This window comes from Pseudomonas sp. WS 5010 (assembly GCF_012985565.1).
Taxonomy (GTDB): domain Bacteria; phylum Pseudomonadota; class Gammaproteobacteria; order Pseudomonadales; family Pseudomonadaceae; genus Aquipseudomonas.
The window spans coordinates 867,159-881,499 of the sequence record NZ_JAAQWQ010000003.1 but is presented as its reverse complement, the minus strand read 5'-3'; the positions used below and the strand labels follow the sequence as shown (position 1 = coordinate 881,499).

Sequence of the window (14,341 nt, the reverse complement as noted above, 5' to 3'; positions counted from 1 at the left end):
GTGATTGTTGGGTTCAGAGATTCAAATCACGCACGGGACGTACTTCCACACTGCCGACCCGTGCCGCCGGAATGCCGCCGGCCACCTGCAGCGCCTCATTCAAGTCCCGGGCTTCAATCAGATAGAAGCCGGCAAGCTGCTCCTTGGTTTCGGCAAACGGCCCATCGGTGATCGATAACTTGCCGTTGCGCATGCGCACAGTGGTGGCCGTGCTCACCGGCTCCAGGGCCTCGGCCGCGAGCATGCGGCCACTACCGTGGACCGCCTCGGCATAAGCGTGGCATTCCGGGTCCTTGGGGCTATCGGGCAGGCTGTGCAGCAAGGCTTCGGCGCTGTAGACCAGGCACAGGTATTTCATGGCGTTCTCCGTTTTCGGACTACTGACTATAGTTGGCAGCGCTCAAGGTTTCAGGTCGAACAGCCCGGCGCCGGTTTCCATATCGAAAGGCGCGGACCAGTGCTCATGCACCACCTTCCATTGGCCGTCGATACGTTGATAACCGGCGGTGACGCGCATCCAGCAGGTTTTCAGCACGCCATCTGGCCCAGAGCCACCACAGTGCGCAAGCCAGTGGGCGAAGGCGCTGTTATCGGCGGCGACGATATGCAGCTCATGGAAATCAAAAACCCCTGGGCCTGGGCAAAACTCCATGCAGGCCTGCCAATGGCCGCGGTAGGCCGCCTTGCCTTTGAACTGCAGGGCCTTGACGGCGTCGAACGCGACGATATCGTCGGCGTAAAAGCTGACAATCTGCTCGACATCCTTGGCGACCACCGCGTGTTTCCATTGCTCGATCAGGGTGTTGATTGGGTTGCTCATGGCGATACTCCTCGGGGTGGAAAATCACGGAAGACCCCCTTAGTCGAATGGGCCGCCTGCCAATCGACAAGCCTACAAAAAATAATTTCGCCAAGGATAAAGCCGCTAGAATTTGCGACTTCCTTGTAGGACTTCGGATATCTGCTCGATGGAAACCCGCCTCGCGCCCTATGAGACGCTGACTGCTACCCAGCAACAGCAACTCGCCACCCTCGAAGTCCACCCCGAGCAACTGGCCTATAGCGGTGATATCTACTGCGCGCTGAACAGCCTGCAGGTCAACCCAAGCCCCGGCATCAAGGGCTTCGCCCTGCTGGCCGACGACGTTCCCGTGGCCTTCCTGCTGCTCAAGCGCCCGCCCTGCCTGCCCCATTGGGCCGACGCACACAGCGCCACACTGCATGCCTTGCAAGTCGATCGCCACCAACAGGGCCGAGGCTTTGGCAAGGCCTGCCTACAAGCCCTACCCGCCGCCGCCCGCCTGGCCTGGCCGCAGATCAGCGCCTTGGAGTTGTCGGTGGACAGCGACAATGTGGCGGCGCTGGGCTTGTATTTGCAGCAGGGCTGGGTAGACCGGGGCGAAGCGTATAAAGGGCGGGTGGGTTATGAGCGGCGGTTGGCGCTACTGTTTTGATTACCGGCAAGGAGACTCCCATGCTAACCACCCTGGACCAACTCGAAACCCTCTACGGCCTGCCCCACGAGCGTGCCCTGCGCAAGGAAATCGCGTTTCTCAATGAGGATTACCAGGCGATGGTCAACGCCTCGCCGCTGGTGATTGTCAGTTCGGCGGGCGCCGATGGCCTCGACGGCTCGCCTCGGGGCGATGTGCCGGGGTTTGTGCGGATCATCGATGAACGCACGCTGGCGATCCCGGATCGGCCGGGCAACAACCGCCTCGATACCCTGCGTAACCTGATTGTGGATCCACGGATTGCCCTGCTGTTTATCATTCCGGGGATCGGCGAGACCCTGCGGGTCAACGGGCGGGCGCAGATTTCCATCGAGCCTGAGTTGCTGCAAAGCTTTGCGGTCAATGGCAAGCCGGCACGCTCGGTGATTGTGGTGCAGGTAGAAGCGGCGTATTTCCACTGCTCGAAAGCCTTTGTGCGCTCCGATTGCTGGAACCCGGACAAGCATGTAGAGCGTTCAACGCTGCCGTCAGCGGGGGCCATCCACAAGCGTTTGAATGATGGGCAGTTTGATGCCGAAGCCTATGATCGGGAGATGCCGGAGCGGGTCAAGGCCACGTTGTATTGAGGCCCTGGCCGGCTCGGGCGCCCCTGAGATCGCCATCGCGGGCAAGCCCGCTCCCACAGGTAATTGCGCGGTACCAGGTTTTGAGTACACCCCGATACAAATGTGGGAGCTGGCTTGCCTGCGATGGCGGTGGATCAGGCGATGTACAGGTTATGCGGACTTTTCGACAGGCAGCCAGATTTCCACAGTACCGGTGCCCTTAACCACATCGAAATCGGCGCTGTAACGCTCAAAATCCGGCCCGGCGACCTTGTAGCCCGACGTCGGCAACCACTCGAACATGATCCGCTCATAGGTCTGCGACAGCGCATACACCGGCCCGTAGTGCGCGAAGACGGCATAACGATTGGCCGGCACTTCAATGGATACAAAGTTGCCCGGCACATCGTGCTTGGCCGGTACTTCGACGCCGGCGATGTAATCGAATTCTTCTTGCGTGGCGTTGTAGCAAACGCCGTAGGTCACGCCGCCAATGCGCTTCTTGATGTCCTTGATGCACGTGTCGAACAGCTCCCACAACTTCGGAATGTCCCCCAGGGTAGCCTTGCCGTAATGGCCGCCGACCCCGGCGATCACCATGGTCTTGCCCTCTTCCATGCGGGGTTCCAGGGGTAGCGTTGCCTGTTGGTTCATCTGCACAATCTCCATGGGTGAGTGACCAAAACCATACCGAGTATAGGGGCATACTCGCTTCACACTCCAGACCGAAAAATTTCCTACGCCATCTGGACAAACGGCTGTCATCGCCCGTATTGTCTGCCCCGCAGGCCACCGCAGTGGCCGACGTCGCTCGGACGGTTCCGGGCGCTTACGTATTCCGAGGCAACAATGGCAGACCAAGGTTCGCCGCGCCGCTTTGCGCGCATAGATCGACTCCCCCCTTATGTTTTCAATATCACTGCCGAGCTGAAGATGGCTGCGCGTCGGCGCGGCGAAGACATCATCGACTTGAGCATGGGTAACCCCGACGGCCCGACCCCACCACATATCGTGGAAAAACTGGTGACCGTCGCCCAGCGTGAAGACACCCACGGCTACTCCACCTCCAAAGGCATCCCGCGCCTGCGCCGCGCTATTTCGCGCTGGTACAAGGACCGCTATGAGGTGGATATCGACCCGGAAACCGAGGCCATCGTGACCATTGGCTCCAAGGAAGGCCTGGCGCACTTGATGCTGGCCACCCTGGACCAGGGCGACACCGTGCTGGTGCCCAACCCCAGCTACCCTATTCATATCTACGGTGCGGTGATTGCCGGCGCCCAGGTGCGTTCGGTGCCGCTGATTCCCGGCGTGGACTTCGTTGCCGAGCTGGAACGGGCGATTCGCGGTTCGATCCCCAAGCCGAAAATGATGATCCTGGGTTTTCCGTCCAACCCGACCGCGCAGTGCGTGGAGCTGGATTTCTTCGAGCGGGTGATCGCCCTGGCCAAGCAGTACGACGTGCTGGTGATCCACGACCTGGCCTACGCCGATATCGTCTACGACGGCTGGAAGGCCCCGTCGATCATGCAGGTGCCGGGCGCCAAGGACATTGCGGTGGAGTTTTTCACCCTGTCCAAGAGCTACAACATGGCCGGCTGGCGCATTGGCTTTATGGTGGGCAACGCAGAACTGGTCAACGCCCTGGCGCGCATCAAGAGTTACCACGACTACGGCACCTTCACCCCGCTGCAAGTGGCGGCGATTGCCGCGCTGGAAGGCGACCAGCAATGTGTGAAGGATATTGCCGAGCAGTACCGCCAGCGCCGCAACGTGCTGGTCAAGGGCCTGCATGAGCTGGGCTGGATGGTGGAGAACCCGAAGGCGTCGATGTACGTCTGGGCGAAAATCCCCGAGGCGTATGCCGCCATGGGTTCGCTGGAATTTGCCAAGAAGTTGCTACTCGAAGCCAAGGTGTGTGTGTCGCCGGGGATCGGCTTTGGCGAGTATGGCGATGACCATGTGCGCTTTGCGCTGATCGAGAACCAGGACCGCATTCGCCAGGCGGTGCGCGGGATCCGCGCCATGTTCCGGGCTGATGGGCTGGTCACTAAAGCCTGATGCCTAACCCGATCCAACGGTCAATGTAGGAGCTGGCTTGCCGGCGATGCACACACCTCGGGGTGCCAGGCATACCGAGGTGATGCTATCGCCGGCAAGCCGGCTCCTACAGTGATGTCAGTGAAGGTTTAAACCACCAACGACAGCAGCATGATAAAGCCCAGCGCCACGATGGACAGGATGGTCTCCATGGCCGTCCAGGTCTTGAACGTCTCGGCCACGGTCATGTTGAAGTACTGCTTGACCAGCCAGAACCCTGCATCGTTGACGTGCGACAGAATCAACGACCCCGCCCCCGTCGCCAGCACCAGCAACTCCAGGTTGACCCCCGGCACCATCCCCACCACCGGCACCACAATGCCTGCGCCAGTAATGGTGGCAACGGTCGCCGAGCCCGTGGCAATCCGAATCACCGCCGCCACCAGCCAGGCCAGCAGGATCGGGTTGATCTGCGCTGTCACCGCCATATGGCCGATCACATCACCTACGCCGCTGGTCACCAGCATCTGCTTGAAACCGCCACCGGCACCGATGATCAGGATGATCGCGGCGGTCGGCGCAAGGCTGGCATCCAGCAGCTTGAGGATCTGTTTGGAATGGATGCCCTGGCGATGGCCAAAGGTGTACAGCGACAGCAGCAACGCCAGGAGCAAGGCGCTGATCGGGTGGCCGATCATGTCCATCCAGTTACGCACGATGTGCCCGTCTGGCAGGGCGATGTCGGCGAAGGTTTTGAGCAGCATCAGGAATACCGGCAGCAGCACGGTGATCAGGGTGATGCTGAAGCTCGGCAGGTTTTTCCCGTCGGACTCACGGGCCAGTTGGTCCACCAGTTCCTGGGACGGGTTGCCGGGGATGTACTTGGCAATGAACGTACCGAAGATCGGCCCGGCGATGATGGCGGTGGGCAAGGCGACGATCAGGCCGTAAAGGATGGTCTTGCCGATATCCGCGCCAAACACGCCAATGGCCAGCAACGGCCCCGGGTGCGGCGGCACCAGGCCGTGCACCGCCGAGAGGCCGGCGAGCAACGGGATGCCGATCTTGATCAGCGACACACCGGTGCGCCGCGCAACGATAAACACCAGCGGGATCAGCAACACAAAGCCGATCTCGAAGAACAGCGGGATGCCCACCAGGAAGGCGGCGAACATCATTGCCCACTGCACCTTGTCCTTGCCGAAGGCGCGGATCAGGGTTTGGGCGATCTGATCGGCTCCGCCGGATTCGGCCATCATCTTGCCGAGCATCGTACCCAGCGCCAGGATTATCCCGACAAACCCGAGCACGCCGCCGAACCCGTCCTGGAAGGCCTTGATGATCTTGTCCACGGGCATGCCCGAGGTCAGGCCCAGAAAACCTGAGGCGATGATCAGGGCGATAAAGGGGTGAACCTTGAACCGGGTGATCAACACGATCAACCCGATGATGGTGACCACTGCATCGAGCAGCAGGTAAGACTCGTGGGACATGCCAAACATGGGGGTCGTCTCCTGTTTGTTGTTGTTATTAAAGCGGGTGTTGAGTTTCGTGCCGTCGGATAGCGCTATCTTTCAGCCAAAAAATCATCGGGAAGGTTCAAAGCCGTGGGTCAGCCACCACGCGTGGGTCTGCGCGGCCAACGCCTCGATGCTGTCTTCACTGGCATTGAGGGCCAGGGTCAGCGGCTCGCCAATGGGCGATTCGAGGGTGGCGAACTGGCTGTCGATCAGGCTGGCCGGCATGAAATGGCCGGGGCGATGGGACACACGGTCGGCGGCCACCTCGCGGGTCAGTTCGAGGAAGACAAAGCCCAGGCCCGGCGCGGCTTCGCGCAGGTGATCGCGGTATTTTTTCTTCAGCGCCGAACAGGTCAGCACCGGATGCTCGCCGGCCTTGAGCGCACGGCGCAGCTCATCGCAGAGGATATCGAGCCAGCCGGCACGGTCGTCGTCGTTGAGAGGATGGCCTGCGCTCATCTTTTCGATGTTGGCAGCCGGGTGAAAGCTGTCGCCTTCAATGGCGGTGGCGCCGTTCAACAGGCACAGGGCCTCGCTGACACTGGACTTGCCACAGCCGGAAACACCCATGATGACCAGGGCGGTAACAGGTTGACTCATGAAACACCTCAGGACGCAGATAGCGCTACCTTTGCACGCCCTAAGGCTAGTGCAAAAACAGGCTTTTCCCGCGCCTAATTGTCATTTTTATGGAGTGACGCGTGCATCCTCTCCAACTGTTTGCGCAAGGATCAGGCAACCCTTTGCGCAAGTATTTGCAGGCCTTTGGAGACAGCGCTACCTTAGTGCCTCGATTTTTGTTTGGCAAGCCGCCTGATGACCTCCAAGAACGATAAAAATACCCGCACGACGGGTCGCCCTACCCTTAACGAAGTTGCCCGCCTGGCGGGTGTCAGCCCGATTACCGCCTCCCGGGCCCTGCGCGGGATCAGTACCGTGGCCACCGAACTGGTGGAAAAAGTACAGAAAGCCGCCGCCGAGCTGAACTACGTGGTCAACCCCGCCGCCCGCGCCCTGGCCTCGGCCCGCAGCCAGTCGGTAGTGGTGCTGGTGCCCTCGCTGTCCAACCTGCTGTTTATCGAAACCCTGGAAGCCATCCACCAGGTGCTGCGGCCCAAGGGCTTCGAAGTGCTGATCGGCAACACCCACTATTCCCGGGACGAAGAAGAAAACCTGTTGCGCAACTACATGGCCTACCAGCCTCGGGGCCTGCTGCTGACCGGCTTTGACCGCACCGAAAGCGCCCGGCGCATGGTGGAGTCGAGCAATGTGCCCTGCGTGTACATGATGGACCTGGACCCGACGGCCGGCCTCAACTGCGTCGGTTTCTCGCAGATCAGTGCCGGTGAAACCGCTGCGGCGCACCTGATCTCCCGGGGCCGCAAACGCCTGGCCTATGTCGGCGCGCAACTGGACCAGCGCACACTGCTGCGCGGTGAGGGTTTCCGTCGTGGCCTGCAACAGGCCGGCCTGTATGACCCGGCCCTCGAACTGCTGACCCCGCGCCCCTCGTCGGTGGGCCTGGGTGGCGAGTTGTTCCTGCAACTGTTGGCCAGCCACCCGGACGTGGACGCGATCTTCTTCGGCAACGACGACCTGGCCCAGGGCGCCCTGCTCGAAGCCCTGCGCCACGGGATCAAAGTGCCACAGCAGGTGGCGGTGCTGGGCTTCAACGACCTGCCCGCCTCCAGCTTCATGGTGCCGCGCCTGAGCAGCATCAGCACCCCACGCGAAGCCATTGGCCGACGCGCGGCAGAGCATTTGCTGACGGTGATGGCCGGCAACAAGATCGCCCGGCCGGTGGTGGATATGGGGTTTGAGTTGAAGGTGCGCGAGAGCACCTAGGCGCCAGCTGTAGGAATAGACTGACTCTTTGGCAGCGCCTTGCTCCGTTACCTACGGTTGCGTCAGAATCCGCCGGCTTGTGCGCCTGGGTGGGGCTCTCTAAGGTGGCCCGGTCGCTGAACTTCTCGGTGATCGGGTTTAGTAGCCTGAGCAGTCATACAAATGAGCATGAGCTTCATCTATCAGGCTTACCGCCTGTGCTTGATGGTGGCTGTGCGCAGGGCGCCCTCGTGGCGCGCCGGTTTTTTGTATGACTTTACCGGTCTACTAACCTGCGTACAGCCGCCACCCTTTCGTTTAGTAGCGACCCGGTGGTGGCCCAGCCAAAGGTCATAACCATGTTCAAAGTTACTCCCAACCCCCCGCTTCACGACGCAAAACTCAACCAGGCCGCCCACCGCGCCATTGATCACTACCTCAATCCCCCGACCGCCCCGGCGCCCGAACCTTCCTCCCTGTTCACCGTCACTTCCGGCGCCAGCAGCGAAAGCCTGATTGCCAACAGCTATGAAACCTTTTCCTCCGTTACCACGTTGCTGCTGGACCTGTCCGAAGACCTGACCGGCAAAGACCGTGACAGGGCCCTGGCGATTCACCAGTTGAGCGAGTTGGGCGTGTTGCTGATGGGCACACTGATGGACCAGCAAACACCGCACAACTAAAAGCCCAGACGCGATCAAAAAGGTGGGAGCTGGCTTGCCAGCCCCCACTTTTTTTACCGTGCCCACCTGGCCCCTGCTAAATTGCCCAACTCACACCTGCCAGGGAAGCACCATGGGACACGCGCTGAAAATCTTGGGTCGCACTTCGTCCATCAACGTACGAAAAGTCCTGTGGACCTGCCAGGAACTGGCAATCCCCTACGAGCGCAAAGACTGGGGCATCGGCTTCACCCCCACCCAATCACCCGCCTTCCTCGCCCTGAACCCCAACGCCCAGATCCCGGTGATCATCGACGACAACGGCGTGCTGTGGGAGTCCAATACCATCTGCCGCTACCTGGTGGGCTTGCACCAGCGCCATGACTTGCTGCCCGCCGCCCCCGCGCCACGGGCCAGGGTCGAGCAATGGATGGACTGGCAAGCCACCGAACTCAACCCGTCCTGGGGCTATGCCTTCCACGCCCTGGTGCGCCAGAACCCGGACTTCCAGGAGCCGCAGCGCATTGCTGGCGGTGTGCGCGGTTGGAACGACAAGATGGGGTTGCTGGAGCAGCAACTGAGCAGAACCGGCGCCTATGTGGCTGGCGACACCTTCAGCCTCGCCGATATCCTGATCGGCCTGTCGGTGCACCGCTGGCGGATGACGCCCATGGAGCACCCGTCCTACCCGGCTGTCGATGCGTACTACGCCCTGCTCAGCCAGCGCCCAGGTTTCCAAGCCTTTGCCCTCGACGGGCACAACTAAGGATTACACGATGAAAGGACTCAACGTACTGCTCACCGGCGCCTGCGGCAGGATCGGCAAGACATTTTTCGAAGCGTCGAAAGATCGCTACCGCTTTACCCTCACCGACCGCGTCGCACCGGGCTTCGCCCTCGACGGCCATCGCTTCGTGCAGGCCGACTTGAGTGACAAAGCGGCCCTCACCGCGCTGCTCGACGGCATCGACGTGGTTGTGCACCTGTCGGGCATTCCCCACGCCAGCGCCACCTTCGACGAACTGCTACCCAACAATATCCTCGCCACCACCTATCTGTTCGAAGCGGCTGTGGCCGCCAACGTCAAGCGCCTGGTCTTCGCCAGCAGCGCCCAGACCATCGAAGGCTACCCGGTGGATCGGCAAATCACCCCAGGCATGCCGGTGCTGCCGGCCAACCTGTATGGCGTGAGCAAATGCTACGGCGAAGCGCTGTGCGGCTATTACGCTGCCAAAACCCCACTCTCCACCATCGCATTACGCATTGGCGCGTTTGAATTTGTCCAAACCCACGACCTGAACAACGCCCGCGACCTCAGCGCCTGGCTCAGCCCTCGGGATGCCGTGCAGTTGTTGCAACGCTCGGTGGAGGCCGAGGGGGTCAAGCACCTGATCGCCCATGGCATTTCCAATAACCGCTTCAAGCGCCTGGACTTGAGCGAGACCACACGGGTTCTTGGGTATCAGCCGCAGGACGATGCCTTCCAGGTCTTCGAGATTCCCATCACCTACTGAAGGCAATGGCCGCCGACGGCAAACATTGGCCGTCGGCAACCCGCTTGCTGCCTAAAGACTGCCCTCACAGCCAATGAACACAGGGGTTTAGGTCCCGGCACGCTAATTGCTAAACCCTATGGACCGTTCAAAACCACAGGTGCCCGATCATGTTGGTCAATACCCAAGTCTCGTCCGTGATCCAACAGTCCAAACGCCCCGACCTGGACCCGGCCAACGCCGCCGCCAGCGCGCTGTACAGCGGCGTGATGCAGAACGTGCAGAACGCCGTTGCCGCAACCCAGGTGCAAGCAACGCAAAAGGCTACCGACACCACGGCCAGCAATGTGGATGCCGCGTTTGCCAAGACCCGCCTGCAACTGCAAGCAACGCCGCCGACCAGCGCCACGCCGGCCACCTCAGCCAATACCCAGGCTCGCACAGAATTCAATGAGTACATGACCAAGACGCCGGCCGAGCGCATTCGCGATCAGATCCTCAAGGAAAAGGGCCTGACCGAAGAAGAAGTGAAAGCGATGCCTATAGAACAGCAGAATGCCATTGCCCTGGAAGTGACTGAGCGCCTGAAAATGCAGGCGGCGCAGCAGTTTGCCGAGAAGACTGCCGACCCGCAGATCAAGGCCGTGAAAGATACCCTGGCGGCGATCTGACCCGTGTAGGAGCCGGCAAGCCGGCTCCGTTGGGGGGCTATTGCAGTTGCAGGGTGGAGTTGAACTGACCGATGGCATCCACCACATGCCGCGAGCCTTCCTGGATCTCCAGGATCACCTGCCCCGCTTCATTGGCCAACTCCACCCCCAGCCCGGTACGGCTCAGGCTCGACTGCATGCTCGATACCGCGCTCAGGGACAAATCGTGGTTTTTGCGCACCACATCGACAATCTCGATCGTCGCCTGGCTGGTACGCGCCGCCAGGCTGCGCACCTCGTCCGCCACCACTGCAAAACCACGGCCGTGCTCACCCGCGCGGGCGGCTTCAATTGCCGCGTTGAGTGCCAACAGGTTGGTTTGATCGGCAATCCCGCGAATGGTCTGCACGATGGTGCCGATAATGTCCGACTGCTTGCTCACCGCATCGATGCTCAACGCCGCTTCATTCAGGTCACGGGAGATTTCTTCGATGATCTGCACCGTCTGCTGCACCACTTGCGAGCCCTTGCGGGCGCAGGCGTCGTTCTGTACCGAAGTGGCGTGGGCCGAGTCGGCAGCGTTACGCAAGGTGGTGACCTGTTCGGTGATGTCACTGGCGAACTTCACCACTTTGTACAGGCGGCCGTTGGTATCGAAGATTGGGTTGTAGGAGGCTTCCAGAAAAAGTGTCTGACCCTGCTTGTTGCGCCGTTCAAAACGGTGGGAGTGGAATTCGCCGCGGTTGAGCGAGGCCCAGAATGCTTTGTAAGCCGGCGACTCCACCTCGGCGCGGTGGCAAAACATGCTGTGGTGCTGGCCAACGATTTCGCCGAGGGAATACTGCACCGTCTTCAGGAAATTCTGGTTGGCATTGAGGATCTGCCCCTGGGGCGTGAACTCAATGACGGCCATGGAACGGCCGATGGCGTCGATCAGGCTTTGGTTTTCATGTTCACGGTGGATCCGCTCGGAAATATCCGACGCCACCTTGATCACGCTCTGCACCTGTTTATCCGGGCCGAACACTGGCATGTAGCTGGCCTCCAGCCACACTTCCTGACCGCTCTTGGTCAAGCGCATGAACGTGCCGCTGATGGGCTCGCCCTGGGCCAGGTCGCGCCACAACTTGGCGTAGGCGTCGCTGCGGTAGTAGGACTCTTCACAGAAGATTCGATGGTGTTTGCCGCGTACTTCCTCGGCGCTGTAGCCCATGGTCCTACAGAAGTTTTCGTTGGCATCCAGTACCACGCCGTCGCGATCGAACTCGATCATCGCCATCGAACGACTGATGGCCGCGAGCTTGGCTTGGGCCTGGGTCAGCGCACAGGAAAAACGCTCGATTTCCAGCAGGTCGGATTTGTGGTGGAGGTTAAACATGATCGGATCACCTTCAGCGCTGTCTTTGAATGACGGTTAGTTCTTGGATTTGACCCAGTACAACTTTCCACAAAACAGGCAAACGCATCCGTCCAGAGACAGGACAAGTGTCAGGCGATAGATAAATGATGGCCAATCGGAGAGTCCATGGGGCAACGCTCGTTTCAAGGCATCCTTTTCTTGATGACCCCCCCAGGGGTCCGCTTTAACCGACACACGTAAATCCATTTAACCTGATGCTCCTTTTTTCCCGGCGCTTTGACATACGCACTCATCTATTCACGGTTTGTATAGTGCTCATCAATCACTATGCAATCGGCCACCCAAAACGCTTCATATGGCAAGCGACATAAGTGGTTATGGGTGAGCATAGACAGGGCTTGGCGCTATGCAAGGCCAGTAATCAGCCAGTATTGATGAACAGGTATTGGAGGGGGACGTGCGGGGGGATGTCAGTGTGTATCGATACCGTATAGGAGCGAGCACGCTCGCTCCTATAGTCAGGCACTCAGTGACCGAACAGGCCTGTCTCGGTTTTCTTGGCTTTTTTGTCCGCGCGTTTTTCATCGGCGGTCTTTGCCGGTTTCTTCTTCGCGGCTTTCTTTGAATCCATACCTTTGGCCATGATGCATGCTCCACTAACAGAGGAAGTAACAAGGGGTATAACACCTATTGCCCAACAGAAGGCGCTTTGCCCGACTTATAATCCCCGGCTCTTGATCACGCCTGTCGAACTACCATGCCCGAGTTGCACATTGATCTACTGGCAGAGCCCCTGTGGCCGCTGCTGAACAAGTTCTACCGCAGCCACAATTCCTCGATGAAAGCCCTCAAGGGCGGCCAGTTGTGGGTGGCGCGCAATAGCGAGATTGTCGCCGGGCTGTGCCTGAGCCCTGTGGTCGGCGGCCAGTGGCTAACCGGGTTGTTTGTCGATCCGACATTGCGCGGGCAAGGGCTGGCAGCGCGGCTGATCGCCAAAGCCATCGCGCCTGTTGAAGGCACCGTGTGGTTACTGTGCCACCCCGACCTGGAAGAATTTTATGCCGCCCAGGGCTTCAGCCAGCAGACCGTGTTGCCACAGTCGTTGGCCGAGCGCCTGGTGCGCTATAAACGCAACAAGCCGATGATTGCCATGGGCCTGTGCCGCCAGGGTTAAGCGTCGGCGGCGGGATCCAGCTCCGGGAACATCACCTCGATAAACCCGAACTTGCTGAAGTCTGTAATCCGCGAGGGGTACAGGCGGCCGATCAGGTGGTCGCACTCATGCTGCACCACCCGAGCGTGGAAACCGTCGGCAATCCGCACAATCGGCTCGCCCTTGGGATCAAACCCCTCGTAGCGAATCTGCTGGTAGCGATCCACCGCACCGCGCAACCCAGGTACCGATAGGCAGCCTTCATAGCCCTCCTCCAGCACCGGGCTCAGCGGGGTAATCAGCGGGTTGATCAGGATCGTCTGGGGCACCGCCGGCGCATCCGGGTAGCGCTCGCTGCTCTCGAAGCCGAAGATCACCAGTTGCAGGTCGACACCGATCTGCGGCGCGGCCAGGCCGACGCCGCCCACGTGCTCCATGGTCTGGAACATGTCATCGATCAACTGCCACAGCTCGGGGCTGTCGAACATTTCCGGTGGCACCGGTGGCGCGATACGCAGCAGGCGCTCATCGCCCATTTTCAGGATTTCACGAATCATCGGTCAGGTTTCATCAGTGGTGGGCTTGGGAATCGAATGGTCCCGGCCAAGGCCCGAGACATGCTGTTTTTCATCGGGGTGATGCTCGCCAAAATCCTTCTCACCGGGGTCCTTGCCTTCGGCAGACATATGCTCGATCACTGCGTTCATCTCCGCGCCCAGCAGCAACACGGCGGCGGAAATATAGAAGTACAACAGTAGGACGATGATCGCGCCGATGCTGCCGTACATGGCGTTGTAGTCGGCGAAGGTCTTGACGTAATAGCCAAAGCCCAGTGAAGCCACGATCCAGACCACCACCGCCAACACCGAGCCTGGCGTGATAAAGCGAAATTTCTGCTTCACGTCCGGCATCACGTAGTACATCAAGGCCACGGCGAACATCAGCAGGATCACGATCAACGGCCAGCGCAAGATGGTCCACAGGGTCACGACGAATTCCTGCATGCCGATCTGCCCGGCCAGCCATTCCATCACTTGCGGCCCCAGGACCATCAACGCGGCGGCCGCCAGCAACATGCCAGCAATGCCCACGGTGTAGAGAATCGACAGCGGGAAACGTTTCCAGATCGGCCGGCCTTCCACCACGTCGTAGGCAGCGTTCATCGCACTCATCATCAGGCGCACGCCCGCTGAGGCGGTCCACAGCGCAATGACGATACCCACCGACAGCAGCCCACCCTTGGATTGCTGCAACTGGTCGATCACCGGGTTGACCTGCTCCAGGGCCTGGGGCGGCAACACCAGTTCCGACTGCAGGCGCAACCAGCTGAAGAAGTCCGGCAGATGCAGGAAACCGATCAGGGCAATCAGGAACAGCAGGAAGGGGAACAGCGAAAACAGCATCTGGTAGGCCAGTGCCGAGGCGTAGGTAGGCATCTCGTCGTCGATGAACTCTGTGACGGTGCGCATCAATACGCGGTGCAGCGGCAGATCTTTTAATACCGGAAAAATCATAGCGTCTCCTTTCGCCGCAAAAGGTTGAGTTCGTGGGCGACTCAGGGGCCGTTTTCTACATCAAGG

At 60.2% G+C, this 14,341-nt stretch carries 17 protein-coding genes; 9 read left to right on the top strand and 8 right to left on the bottom strand.

What is annotated here, in order from left to right; translation table 11 throughout:
* Window positions 1-13: 13 nt before the first annotated feature.
* Both HBO11_RS12925 and HBO11_RS12920 read right to left on the bottom strand, forming a co-directional pair.
* Window positions 14-358: a YciI family protein gene (locus HBO11_RS12925; protein ID WP_169955326.1), complete on the bottom strand. Its 345-nt coding sequence runs from the start codon at window positions 356-358 to the stop codon at window positions 14-16.
* A 42-nt stretch (window positions 359-400) separates the two neighbouring features.
* Window positions 401-820, bottom strand: coding sequence for a nuclear transport factor 2 family protein (locus HBO11_RS12920; RefSeq protein ID WP_169955327.1), 420 nt, complete (start codon window positions 818-820; stop codon window positions 401-403).
* A gap of 148 nt (window positions 821-968) precedes the next feature.
* On the opposite strand from HBO11_RS12920, the gene HBO11_RS12915 reads away from it, so the two are divergent.
* Complete coding sequence (locus HBO11_RS12915) at window positions 969-1,454, top strand: GNAT family N-acetyltransferase (protein WP_169955328.1); 486 nt, start codon at window positions 969-971, stop codon at window positions 1,452-1,454.
* A 20-nt stretch (window positions 1,455-1,474) separates the two neighbouring features.
* Window positions 1,475-2,080: a pyridoxamine 5'-phosphate oxidase family protein gene (locus HBO11_RS12910; protein WP_169955329.1), complete on the top strand. Its 606-nt coding sequence runs from the start codon at window positions 1,475-1,477 to the stop codon at window positions 2,078-2,080.
* A 150-nt stretch (window positions 2,081-2,230) separates the two neighbouring features.
* Here HBO11_RS12910 and HBO11_RS12905 read toward each other — a convergent pair whose 3' ends face one another.
* Window positions 2,231-2,713 (bottom strand): GyrI-like domain-containing protein, encoded by a 483-nt coding sequence (locus HBO11_RS12905; RefSeq protein ID WP_169955330.1) that lies wholly within the window; start codon window positions 2,711-2,713, stop codon window positions 2,231-2,233.
* Window positions 2,714-2,908: 195 nt separating this feature from the next.
* On the opposite strand from HBO11_RS12905, the gene alaC reads away from it, so the two are divergent.
* Window positions 2,909-4,120: an alanine transaminase gene (alaC, locus tag HBO11_RS12900; protein WP_169955331.1), complete on the top strand. Its 1,212-nt coding sequence runs from the start codon at window positions 2,909-2,911 to the stop codon at window positions 4,118-4,120.
* Window positions 4,121-4,248: 128 nt separating this feature from the next.
* Here alaC and HBO11_RS12895 read toward each other — a convergent pair whose 3' ends face one another.
* Both HBO11_RS12895 and HBO11_RS12890 read right to left on the bottom strand, forming a co-directional pair.
* Window positions 4,249-5,601, bottom strand: a complete 1,353-nt coding sequence (locus HBO11_RS12895; RefSeq protein WP_169955332.1) for a GntP family permease — start codon at window positions 5,599-5,601, stop codon at window positions 4,249-4,251.
* An 84-nt stretch (window positions 5,602-5,685) separates the two neighbouring features.
* Window positions 5,686-6,219: a gluconokinase gene (locus HBO11_RS12890; protein ID WP_169955333.1), complete on the bottom strand. Its 534-nt coding sequence runs from the start codon at window positions 6,217-6,219 to the stop codon at window positions 5,686-5,688.
* A gap of 213 nt (window positions 6,220-6,432) precedes the next feature.
* Here HBO11_RS12890 and HBO11_RS12885 point away from each other — a divergent pair, with 213 nt between their 5' ends.
* The 5 genes from HBO11_RS12885 to HBO11_RS12865 all read left to right on the top strand — a co-directional run bounded on the left by HBO11_RS12885 (window position 6,433) and on the right by HBO11_RS12865 (window position 10,269).
* Window positions 6,433-7,464: a LacI family DNA-binding transcriptional regulator gene (locus HBO11_RS12885; RefSeq protein WP_169955372.1), complete on the top strand. Its 1,032-nt coding sequence runs from the start codon at window positions 6,433-6,435 to the stop codon at window positions 7,462-7,464.
* Between the two features lie 338 nt (window positions 7,465-7,802).
* Window positions 7,803-8,126, top strand: coding sequence for a DUF6124 family protein (locus HBO11_RS12880; RefSeq protein WP_169955334.1), 324 nt, complete (start codon window positions 7,803-7,805; stop codon window positions 8,124-8,126).
* 112 nt (window positions 8,127-8,238) lie between these two features.
* Entirely contained in the window at window positions 8,239-8,871 is a 633-nt protein-coding gene (locus HBO11_RS12875; protein WP_169955335.1) for a glutathione S-transferase, read from the top strand.
* 10 nt (window positions 8,872-8,881) lie between these two features.
* Complete coding sequence (locus HBO11_RS12870; protein WP_169955336.1) at window positions 8,882-9,619, top strand: NAD(P)-dependent oxidoreductase; 738 nt, start codon at window positions 8,882-8,884, stop codon at window positions 9,617-9,619.
* Window positions 9,620-9,768: 149 nt separating this feature from the next.
* Window positions 9,769-10,269, top strand: coding sequence for a hypothetical protein (locus tag HBO11_RS12865; protein ID WP_169955337.1), 501 nt, complete (start codon window positions 9,769-9,771; stop codon window positions 10,267-10,269).
* A 37-nt stretch (window positions 10,270-10,306) separates the two neighbouring features.
* Here the strand turns inward: HBO11_RS12865 and HBO11_RS12860 are convergent, their stop codons facing one another.
* Window positions 10,307-11,626, bottom strand: a complete 1,320-nt coding sequence (locus tag HBO11_RS12860) for a PAS domain-containing methyl-accepting chemotaxis protein (protein WP_169955338.1) — start codon at window positions 11,624-11,626, stop codon at window positions 10,307-10,309.
* A gap of 739 nt (window positions 11,627-12,365) precedes the next feature.
* On the opposite strand from HBO11_RS12860, the gene HBO11_RS12855 reads away from it, so the two are divergent.
* On the top strand, window positions 12,366-12,782 hold the full coding sequence (locus HBO11_RS12855) for a GNAT family N-acetyltransferase (protein WP_169955339.1): 417 nt from the start codon (window positions 12,366-12,368) through the stop codon (window positions 12,780-12,782).
* Here HBO11_RS12855 and def read toward each other — a convergent pair.
* Complete coding sequence (gene def / locus HBO11_RS12850) at window positions 12,779-13,318, bottom strand: peptide deformylase (protein WP_029296447.1); 540 nt, start codon at window positions 13,316-13,318, stop codon at window positions 12,779-12,781. The two genes, HBO11_RS12855 and def, sit on opposite strands and share 4 nt — an antisense overlap.
* A gap of 3 nt (window positions 13,319-13,321) precedes the next feature.
* Entirely contained in the window at window positions 13,322-14,275 is a 954-nt protein-coding gene (locus tag HBO11_RS12845; RefSeq protein WP_029296445.1) for a YihY/virulence factor BrkB family protein, read from the bottom strand.
* Between the last annotated feature and the right edge of the window lie 66 nt (window positions 14,276-14,341).